The organism is Sphingomonas sp. 2SG (assembly GCF_005503285.1).
Taxonomy (GTDB): domain Bacteria; phylum Pseudomonadota; class Alphaproteobacteria; order Sphingomonadales; family Sphingomonadaceae; genus Sphingomonas; species Sphingomonas taxi.
Genome location: NZ_SCMZ01000083.1, coordinates 1 through 9,310, shown reverse-complemented (window position 1 = coordinate 9,310; position 9,310 = coordinate 1). Strand labels below are relative to the sequence as shown.

General features: G+C 64.3%; 11 protein-coding genes. 4 read left to right on the top strand and 7 right to left on the bottom strand.

Features of this window, described 5'->3' with window-relative positions; all coding sequences use genetic code 11:
* The first annotated feature begins 127 nt into the window (after positions 1-127).
* Positions 128-352: a hypothetical protein gene (locus FFS23_RS19320; protein ID WP_137899881.1), complete on the top strand. Its 225-nt coding sequence runs from the start codon at positions 128-130 to the stop codon at positions 350-352.
* A 347-nt stretch (positions 353-699) separates the two neighbouring features.
* On the opposite strand, the gene FFS23_RS19315 is transcribed toward FFS23_RS19320, so the two are convergent.
* The 7 genes from FFS23_RS19315 to gatC are packed head-to-tail and all read right to left on the bottom strand — an operon-like array spanning position 700 to position 5,651.
* Positions 700-1,341: a peptidylprolyl isomerase gene (locus FFS23_RS19315; protein ID WP_137899880.1), complete on the bottom strand. Its 642-nt coding sequence runs from the start codon at positions 1,339-1,341 to the stop codon at positions 700-702.
* Positions 1,342-1,356: 15 nt separating this feature from the next.
* Positions 1,357-1,641: a barstar family protein gene (locus FFS23_RS19310; RefSeq protein ID WP_171009558.1), complete on the bottom strand. Its 285-nt coding sequence runs from the start codon at positions 1,639-1,641 to the stop codon at positions 1,357-1,359.
* Positions 1,642-1,651: 10 nt separating this feature from the next.
* The gene (gene gatB / locus FFS23_RS19305; protein WP_137899878.1) at positions 1,652-3,121 is read right to left on the bottom strand and encodes an Asp-tRNA(Asn)/Glu-tRNA(Gln) amidotransferase subunit GatB; all 1,470 of its coding nucleotides are present in this window, start codon (positions 3,119-3,121) and stop codon (positions 1,652-1,654) included.
* Positions 3,118-3,528, bottom strand: a complete 411-nt coding sequence (locus tag FFS23_RS19300) for a type II toxin-antitoxin system VapC family toxin (RefSeq protein WP_038661849.1) — start codon at positions 3,526-3,528, stop codon at positions 3,118-3,120. Before FFS23_RS19300 ends, gatB begins: the two co-directional genes overlap by 4 nt.
* Positions 3,525-3,821: an AbrB/MazE/SpoVT family DNA-binding domain-containing protein gene (locus FFS23_RS19295; RefSeq protein WP_052075582.1), complete on the bottom strand. Its 297-nt coding sequence runs from the start codon at positions 3,819-3,821 to the stop codon at positions 3,525-3,527. Before FFS23_RS19295 ends, FFS23_RS19300 begins: the two co-directional genes overlap by 4 nt.
* A gap of 46 nt (positions 3,822-3,867) precedes the next feature.
* Complete coding sequence (gene gatA / locus FFS23_RS19290; RefSeq protein WP_137899877.1) at positions 3,868-5,349, bottom strand: Asp-tRNA(Asn)/Glu-tRNA(Gln) amidotransferase subunit GatA; 1,482 nt, start codon at positions 5,347-5,349, stop codon at positions 3,868-3,870.
* On the bottom strand, positions 5,349-5,651 hold the full coding sequence (gatC, locus tag FFS23_RS19285) for an Asp-tRNA(Asn)/Glu-tRNA(Gln) amidotransferase subunit GatC (protein ID WP_137899876.1): 303 nt from the start codon (positions 5,649-5,651) through the stop codon (positions 5,349-5,351). The genes gatA and gatC overlap by 1 nt, the downstream gene beginning before the upstream one ends.
* Before the next feature lie 131 nt (positions 5,652-5,782).
* Between gatC and FFS23_RS19280 the strand changes: the two genes are divergently transcribed.
* From FFS23_RS19280 to FFS23_RS19270, 3 genes are read left to right on the top strand one after another with little or no spacing between them, the layout of a single operon-like run.
* Positions 5,783-6,892 carry a DUF3089 domain-containing protein gene (locus tag FFS23_RS19280; protein ID WP_137899875.1) on the top strand — a complete coding sequence of 370 codons (1,110 nt, stop codon included), beginning with the start codon at positions 5,783-5,785 and terminating at the stop codon, positions 6,890-6,892.
* A complete protein-coding gene (gene ruvX, locus FFS23_RS19275) occupies positions 6,889-7,350 on the top strand; it encodes a Holliday junction resolvase RuvX (protein ID WP_137899874.1) in 462 nt (153 codons plus the stop codon). The genes FFS23_RS19280 and ruvX overlap by 4 nt, the downstream gene beginning before the upstream one ends.
* 43 nt (positions 7,351-7,393) lie before the next feature.
* Positions 7,394-9,163 carry a P-loop ATPase, Sll1717 family gene (locus FFS23_RS19270; protein WP_502702163.1) on the top strand — a complete coding sequence of 590 codons (1,770 nt, stop codon included), beginning with the start codon at positions 7,394-7,396 and terminating at the stop codon, positions 9,161-9,163.
* Positions 9,164-9,310 lie beyond the last annotated feature (147 nt).

Here is a 9,310-nt window from a genome sequence, read left to right as displayed (position 1 = left end):
CCCCGCAACCGGTCCAGCCGGACTCACCGCCGCCCGAGATCCAGGCGCCCGCGCCCGACGTCGACGTCCCCTCGCCGACGATCCCCGCCACCGATCCCGGCACCGCGCAGCCGGCGGAGATCTGAGCATGAGCACCGATCCCAACGCCCTTTCCGAGGACGCACTGGACAGCAATCCGGACGCCCGTGAGGATGAGCGCAGCGACATCGAACAAGCGGTCGAGGCCCGCGCAGACGCGGTCGCCCGCGGCGAAGGCGGCGAGGAACCCTCGCGCTTCACCGACACCGGCGCCTTCGACGGCAACAGCGGCACCGGCGGCGAGGTCAAGAACCAGGACCTGACGCAACAATGACGAGGCGGCCCTGCGGGGCCGCCTTTTTTTATGCCGGTTGGCCTTGCCCTACTTCGTCTCCGTTGGTTGGCCTCGCCGCACCCCCACCCCGTTCGTCCTGAGCCTGTCGAAGGGCATTGGGTTGCAGGGCGTTTCGACTAGCCCGACCACTGGGGCCGTCTAAAGTTCGATTGAAACCACGCCGCCAAATTCCTCCCTCGCTTTAGCGGGGGAAGGGGACCGCCCGGCGTAGCCGGGTGGTGGAGGGGGCGTTTCCGCAAACGCGAAGCTTACCGTATCCTCCCCCTCCGTCAGTGCTTCGCACTGCCACCTCCCCCTGGCGGGGGAGGACTTAGGGGAGGCCCCCCTTATTTGACCCGCCGCGCCGTCAGGATCGTCACCTTAGTCACCGGCACCTCGCCCTTGAACGCCCCCCGCAGTGTCGCGGTCGGCGACACCGGCGCATCGAAAACCTTTAGGATCACATCCTGCCCCTCGACGACATGGCCGAACGCCGCATAGCCGAGATTGTCGCCCGGCTTGCCCGGGTCCGCATCGAACGACGGCTGGTCGCCGATGCTGATCGTGAACTCGCCGCGCGCGCTGCCCGGCTCGAACCGCGCGGTCGAGACGGTGAAGTCGGTATGGCGGATACCGGTCTGCGTCGTCGGCTCGTGCCTGATCGGCGGCAGCAGCCGCTTGATCTCGCCATCCGGCCCGAATTGCACGAAGCCGAAATGGTCGCCGATCTTCACCGCGCGATAGAAGCTCACCCCGTCGAGCCGCTTGCCGTCGACATATTTGAGGAAATTGCCCGCGCTGATCGGCGCATGCACGATATCCGCCTCGATCACGAACCGCCCGACGCTGGTCTCCAACGCGACGCGCGGCAGCGCCGGCGTCGGCTGCGGCGCGGGCACCGGTGCGGCCGCAGGCGCAGCCTGTTGCGCCGCCACCGGCACCGCGACCAGGGACAGGGCAAGCGTCGCGACCCGAACGAAACCGATCATCCCTGCTCTCCCAATTCAAACGAACCGCAACCGCACGTCCCGCCCGAATTCTGCACGGGCATCGTCGAACACCTGCTCCGCACGCCGCACATAGGCAAGCTCGTCCGCCGGCAGGTCGCCGACATGACGGACGATCACCTCGAAGGGCGGCGCCAGATCGGCGATCCCGCCGCCGAGACAATCGAACAGCGCATCCAGATTGCCGCCGACCCACGGTTTCGCGCCGAGCCGCGGCAGCAGCGCGGCGTAGAAGTCCGCCCTGCTCCGCCAGCCGCGCCCGTCGAGCTCGATCGTCGTCACCGCGCGGCGGTCAGGCGAGCGCCTTCTTGAGCAGCTCGTTGACCACCGCCGGATTGGCCTTGCCGCCCATCGCCTTCATCGTCTGGCCGACGAAGAAGCCGAACAACGTCTCCTTGCCGCCACGATATTGCGCGAGCTGGTTGGGGCTCCTGGCGATCACCTCGGCGATCACCGCCTCGATCGCGCCGGTATCGCTGGTCTGTTTGAGCCCGCGATCCTCGACGATCTTCGACGGCGCATCGCCCGTCTCCAGCATCACCTCGAACACCTGCTTGGCGAGGCTGCCCGACAGCGTGCCGTCGGCGACCAGCGCCAGCAGCTCGGCGGCCTGCGCCGGCGACACCGGCGAGTCGGCGATATCGCGCCCGGTGCGGTTGAGCGCGCCGAACAGCTCCGACGTCGTCCAGTTCGCCGCCGCGACCGGCTTGGCACCCGCGTCGAGCAACGCGTCGAACCAGCGCGCCGCCTCGACCTCGGCGGTCAGCACGTCCGCCTGATAGGCCGAGATGCCGAGCGATTCGTACCGCTTGCGCTTGGCGTCGGGCAGTTCGGGCAGGCTCGCGCGGCACTCGGCGAGGAACGCCTCCTCCAGTTCGAGCGGCAGCAGGTCGGGATCGGGGAAGTAACGGTAATCGTGCGCGTCTTCCTTCGAGCGCATCGAGCGGGTGGTGCCGCTCTCGACGTTGAACAACCGCGTCTCCTGGACGATGCGGCCGCCGTCCTCGATCACCTCGACCTGGCGCTTCGCCTCATATTCGATCGCCGCCATGACGAAGCGCACCGAATTGACGTTCTTCGTCTCGGTGCGCGTGCCTAGCTCGCCGCCGGGCTTGCGCACGGAGACGTTGACGTCGGCGCGCATCGAGCCTTCTTCCATATTGCCGTCGCACGAGCCGACGTAGCGCAGGATCGCGCGCAGTTTGCGCAGATACGCCCCCGCCTCGGCCGGCGAGCGCATGTCGGGCCGGCTGACGATCTCCATCAGCGCGACGCCCGACCGGTTGAGGTCGACATAGGAGCGCGTCGGATGCTGGTCGTGCATCAGCTTGCCGGCGTCCTGCTCGACGTGGATACGCTCGACGCCGATCGTCTTGGTCGCGTCGGGGTTCTTGTCGTCGGGGCTGATCTCGATCGCGCCCTCGCCGACCAGCGGATGATAGAGCTGGCTGATCTGATAGCCCTGCGGCAGATCGGCGTAGAAATAATTCTTGCGATCGAACCGCGACCAGCGGTTGATCTGCGCGTCGATCGCCATGCCGGTACGCACCGCCTGGCGGATGCACTCCATGTTCGGCACCGGCAGCATCCCCGGCATCGCCGCATCGACGAGACTGACCTGCGTGTTCGGCTCCGCCCCGAACGCGGTCGCCGCGCCCGAGAACAATTTGGCGTTGGAGGTGACCTGCGCATGGACCTCGAGGCCGATCACGACCTCCCACTCGCCGGTGGCGCCCTGGATGCGGTAGCTGGTCTCGGTCATGGATGCGTCTCTGGGGTGATGAGGGTAAGGTCTGGAAAATAGGTCGCGAGCCGGCGATCGCGGGTCATCAGCGTCGCGCCGAGCACCTGAGCGTGGCCGGCGATCAGGAAGTCGGGCAATACGCGCTCCCGCTTGCCGCCGCGCCGACGATAGTCGCCGAAAGCCCGGCCACCGGCAAGCGCCGCCTCGACCGTCAACGGCAGCACCTCGACGTGCAGGGTCTCGAGATCGTCGAGGACCATGTCCGCCCGGCATGATCCGGCGATGATTTCCGCCAGGACGATGTGATTGCAGCCAAGGACATCCGATTGTTCCGCTGCAACGACGGTACGGCGCGACCATTCGGGTTCGTAGCCGGTGGCATTACTGAGCAGGTCGGCGATGATGTTGGTGTCGAGCAGGATCACGGCAGCGGTTCGTCACCGCGAATGTCGCGCACGAAGTCCGCTCCCGATTGCGTGAACTGCGGACGTTCGCGGATCCGCGCAAAGAAGGCCGCAAGCCGCGCCTCCCGCTCGTCCGGCGTTTCGTCCGGCCAGCGCTTGCCCGGAACGACCACCGCCTCGCCGCGATCGTTGATCCCGACATCCACCGGCCGCCCCGGCACCAGCCCGATCGCGTCGCGCACGTCCTTGGGGATCAGCACCTGACCCTTGCTCGTCATGTTCGTCGTCGTGCGCTTGTCGAGTAAAGTCGCCATCACCCGCCTCCGGTGTTACCAAGGTAACACCTCACGCGACGATCGTCTACCACCACGCCTGCGGCCGCGCGGTGAAGCCCGCCCGCTGCTCGATCGCCAGCCCGGCGTTGAGCACGCCCTGCTCGTCGAGCGGCTTGCCGATGATCTGCAACCCCAGCGGCAGCCCCTGTTTGTCGAGCCCGCCCGGCACGCTCATCGCCGGCAGACCCGCAAGGCTCGACGGCACGGTGAACACGTCGTTGAGATACATGGCGATCGGATCGGCCGACTTCTCGCCGAGCGCGAACGCCGCCGACGGCGCGGTCGGCGTCAGCAGCACGTCGCACGTCTCCCACGCCCGCTCGAAATCGCGCGCGATCAGCGCCCGCACCTTCTGCGCCTGCGTGTAATAGGCGTCGTAAAAGCCCGCCGACAGCACATAGGTGCCGATCATGATGCGGCGCTTCACCTCCGGCCCGAAGCCGGCGGCGCGGGTCGCGGCATACATGTCCTGCAACCCCGCCCCTTCGGACAGCTCGCGCAGGCCGTAACGCACGCCGTCATAGCGCGCGAGGTTGGACGAGGCCTCCGCCGGCGCGATGATGTAATAGGCTGGCAGCGCATATTTGGTATGTGGCAGCGAGACCTCGACGATCTCCGCGCCCGCATCGCGCAGCCAGTCGATCCCCGCCTGCCACAGCGCCTCGATCTCCTCGGGCATGCCGTCGACGCGATATTCCTTGGGAATACCGACGCGCTTGCCCGCGAGATTGCCCGACAACCCCTGTTCCCAGCGCGGCACGTCGAGCTGGAGCGAGGTCGCGTCCTTGGCGTCGAACCCGGCCATCGCCTCGAGCAGGATCGCGCAGTCGCGCACGTCGCGCGCCATCGGCCCCGCCTGATCCAGCGACGAGGCGAAGGCGATCGTCCCCCAGCGCGAGCAGCGGCCATAGGTCGGCTTGATGCCGCTGATCCCGGTGAACGCCGCCGGCTGGCGGATCGAACCGCCGGTGTCGGTACCGGTCGCGCCCGGGCACAGCCCCGCCGCCACCGCGGACGAACTGCCGCCCGACGAGCCGCCCGGCGCCAGCGGCGCATCGCTGCCCGGCCGCCGCCACGGCGAGATCACGTTGCCGAACGCGCTGGTCTCGTTCGACGAGCCCATCGCGAACTGGTCCATGTTGAGCTTGCCGAGCATCCCCGCGCCGGCATCCCACAATTTCTGCGAGATCGTCGATTCGTAGGTCGGCACGAAGCCTTCGAGGATATGGCTCGCCGCGGTGGTCGCGACGCCGTTCGTGCAGAACAGATCCTTCATCCCGATCGGCACGCCGGCGAGCGGCCTCAGCGTCTCGCCCGCCGCGCGCGCGGCATCGGCGGCGCGCGCCGCGGCCAGCGCATGATCGGGCGTCTCGACGAGGAAGGCGTTGAGCGGCTTGGCCTTCGCCACCTTCACCACGAAGGCGTCGGCGACCTCGACCGCGGAGAAAGCGCCGCTGCGCACCCCGTCGCGTAGGGCGGCGACGCCCAATTCGGTCAGCTCGGCCATTATTCGATCACCTTGGGAACGGTAAAGAAGCCATGCTCCGCCTGGGGAGCATTGGCCATCAGCGCGTCGCGGATACCGCCGCCGGTCAGCGGATCGGCGTTGATCACGTCCTCGCGCAGGCGCAGCTGGTTGGGGATGACCGCGGTCATCGGCTCGATGCCGGCGGTATCCACCCCTTCCAGTTGCTCGATCCAGCCGAGGATGTTGCTGAGTTCGGGGGCGAGGCGCGCGGCATCCTCGTCGGTGATCGCGATGCGCGCGAGCGCGGCGACCTTCTTCACGGTGGCGGTGTCTACGGACATGGCCTTGCGCCTATCAGAGGCGGCTCGGCGGATGCAACCTCCGCTTGCGTGGCCGCGCGCAACCGTATGTTGCCAGTTCGCCGGGGCTCGTCCATCAGGCGGCCTCCCTGCCCTGCCCGGAACCCGCACGCTTGGCCCGCAAATTCCTCTACGTCTTCGCGTTCCTGATCGCGCTCGTCATCGCCGGCGCCTTCGCCTACCGGCTCTACGGCGTCGACATCCTGCGCATGGCGCTGGTCCCGTCCGAGGCGTTCAGGGCGCAGCCGCGCGTCGATCCGAAGCGCTATGACGATCGCGCGATGTGGATCGCCCGCCCCGACATCCCGGCCAATCCCGCGCTCTGGACCCCCGCCGGCTACACGCCCGAGGCGAGCCCGAAGGCGGCGGTCTTCTTCATCCACCCGACCTCGTACATCGGCCGCGACCATTGGAACGCGACGCTCGACGACGCCGAGACCAATGCGCGCGCCGCGATCTTCCTGCGCGGCCAGGCGAGCGCGTTCAACGCCGCCGGCGAGATCTGGTCGCCGCGCTACCGGCAGGCGACGTTCGGCGCCTTCCTGACCAGCGTCGCCGACGCCAATCGCGCGCTCGACCTCGCTTATGGCGACGTCGCCGCCGCTTTCGCCACCTTCGTCAGGCAGGTCGATCCCAAGCGGCCGATCATCCTCGCCGGCCACAGTCAGGGCGCGCTCCATCTCACCCGCCTGCTCCGCGAACAGGTGGCGGGCAAGCCGATCGCCAAGCGCATCGTCGCCGCTTATGTCGTCGGCTGGCCGGTGTCGAAGACCACCGATCTTGCCGCGCTCGGCCTGCCCGAATGCACCCGCGCCGATCAGGCGCGCTGCCTGCTGTCCTGGGAGAGTTTCGCCGAGCCCGCCGACCCGCAGCAGATCACCGACGTCTACGACCAGACGCAGGGGTTCGACGGCCGCCCGCGCCGCGACACGCCGCTCGTCTGCACCAACCCGCTGACCGGCACCGCCGACGCCGTCGCCCCCGCCACCGCCAACCAGGGCACGCTCTACCCCTCGGCCGATCTCAGCAGCGCGACGATCGCGCCCGGCAAGGTGCCCGCGCGCTGCGGCCCGCGCGGCTTCCTGCTGATCGGCGAGCCGCCCGAGGTCGGCAGCTACGTGCTCCCCGGTAACAATTACCATGTCTACGATTACAGCCTGTTCTGGGCCAACGTCCGCGCCGATGCGCTGCGCCGGCTCGCCGCCTTCGGCGCGAAGCGATGATCACCCCCGATCGCGCCGTCTTCCGCGAGGCGCTGCCGGCGGGCGGGCGGCTGCTCGGTCTCGACCTCGGCAGCAAGACGATCGGCACCGCGCTGTGCGACGCCGGCTGGAGCTTCGCCAGCCCCGCCGAGCTGATCCGCCGCAGCAAGTTCACCAAGGACAAGGCGGCGCTGGTCGCGCTCGCCACCGCGCAGCAGGTGAAGGGACTGGTCCTCGGCCTCCCGCTCAACCTCGACGGCAGCGAGAGCCCGCGCAGCCAGTCGACGCGCGCCTTCGCGAAGAATTGCGCCGACCTCGGTCTGCCGATCCTGCTGTGGGACGAACGCTGGTCGACGGTGGCGGTGGAACGCACGATGATCGAACAGGACATGAGCCGCGCCAAACGCGCCGAACGGATCGACAACCTCGCCGCGGCGCACATCCTGCAAGCGGCAATCGACGCGCTGGTGATGGTTTAGCGAATAGGCGCTGCCGCTTTGTATCTGAACGCAAGTGGCTCCCATGCAGGGATCGGCCATTCAGAAAGGAAGCAACAACGGCCGTCGACAGCTAGTTCTAGTACGCTGTAAAACGACGAAAAATCTTGAAAGCTTCCGGTATACCACTACGCTTGGCGGCCGGGAGATGTCAGGTATGGCAAATAGCAAAATCATAAACCCTGTCGTTCTGCGGAGAGGTGCAGGCATTGGGACCGGCAACGCCGAAACAGATGATAAATTCCTATTTGACTGCTTTGTCGAATATCCCCCTGTTGATGAATGCCGTCAGGCCGGATCGCCTGTAATGGTTGTAGCGGGCCGAACAGGGTCTGGAAAAACCGCAATTTTGCGATACCTCGAGGCTCAGTCGAGACATTCAAGCGCCATTGATCCGTTTGAGATGTCGATGAGCTACGTATCAAATTCAGATGCCTTGCGTTTCCTTCAGGCGATTGGAGCCGACTTAGACCTATTTTTTCAGGTCCTTTGGAAGCACGTACTGTGCATCGAGTATATTAGACTGAGATGGAGCGTCGATAGCGCTGAGAAATCGCAAAATATCTTTTCGAAATTATTTGACCGCTTCGCAAGAGAAGACAGAAAGAAACGCTCAATTGAGTATATCAAGGCTTGGGAGGGAAAGTTCTGGATTACAATGGACCAGAACATCAAAGAGATAACCGAGCTTGTCGAGGGGAAATTACATGCGGAGATTGGAGGTGAGATCGACAAGTTCAAGGCCGGCGGACAGTATGACAAACGATTAAGTCGGGAAAAGAAGACCGAGATTGTCGCTCGTACTCGACGCATCATAAGCTCGGAGCAACTCGCCGAACTGCATGGCGTTATAGAAATGCTAGCTGCGCACGATACAGACCAAAACACGTTCTATGTTACTGTTGATAAGCTAGATGAGCGATGGGTTGATGATAGCGTACGATTTCGAATGATAAAAGGACTCATGGAGTCATTACGCAGCTTTAGAAAGATTAACAATCTAAAAATACTTGTCGCCCTTCGTGAAGACGTTATCGAACGCGTCGTTCAGGAGACGGCAGATATCAGCTTTCAGCGCGAAAAGTTCGAAGATCTTATGGTTCGTCTTCGCTGGTCCAAGTACGAGCTAAAGCAGGTAATCGATAAGCGGTTGAATTTTCTTTTCAAGCGCCAACACGGCGCGTCTTTGATTGGCTTTGCGGACATTTTTCCTCCACTGATCGGCGGGAAGAGCAGCCTCGATTGGGTAATGGAGCGCACACTTATGAGGCCGCGCGATGCCATTACGTTAGTGAATGAATGCATCGATGCATCGAACAACCAAGGTCAGATTTCCGTATCCGCGATGCGCAAAGCCGAAGTCGAGTTCGCCAGGAGACGAAAGGACGCTCTAGTTCAGGAATGGAAAAGCGCGTTTCCGCTGCTCGAAGATATCCTTGTGCTGTTTACGTCAAAACGCAAGTCTGGTATCGATCTAATTGAATTACTAGACAAGGTTGATGATTTCTGCACCTCCGTTTGGGGATCAAAGCAAATCGGTTTTGACCCGGTTTGGGTACTATGCAATGCATACGCTGACGGTAAGAAGAAGGGTGCTCTGGATGTTCTATCTGAACTTGCAACCATTCTCTACCGCACGGGGGCAATCGGTATCAAAATTCGATCTCAGGATCGTTTTATGTATGCTCATACGGATCAACCCCTGATTTCGGCTCAGGTTTTATCAGTTGATACCAAGGTGCGCCTGCATCCGATGCTGCAAGCCGCGTACAACTTGCAAGAGCAAGCGGTATAGCGACAACCACCCCCTGTCCTACACCCCACCCCCTCTGCTACACCCCGCTTGCTCTTTCGCATTGTGACCCGCATCATCACCAAAACGGAAACGATCGGGCCGGATCGTTTCCGTTCAAGTGTCCATCTTGTCCACGTTGCCCCAATC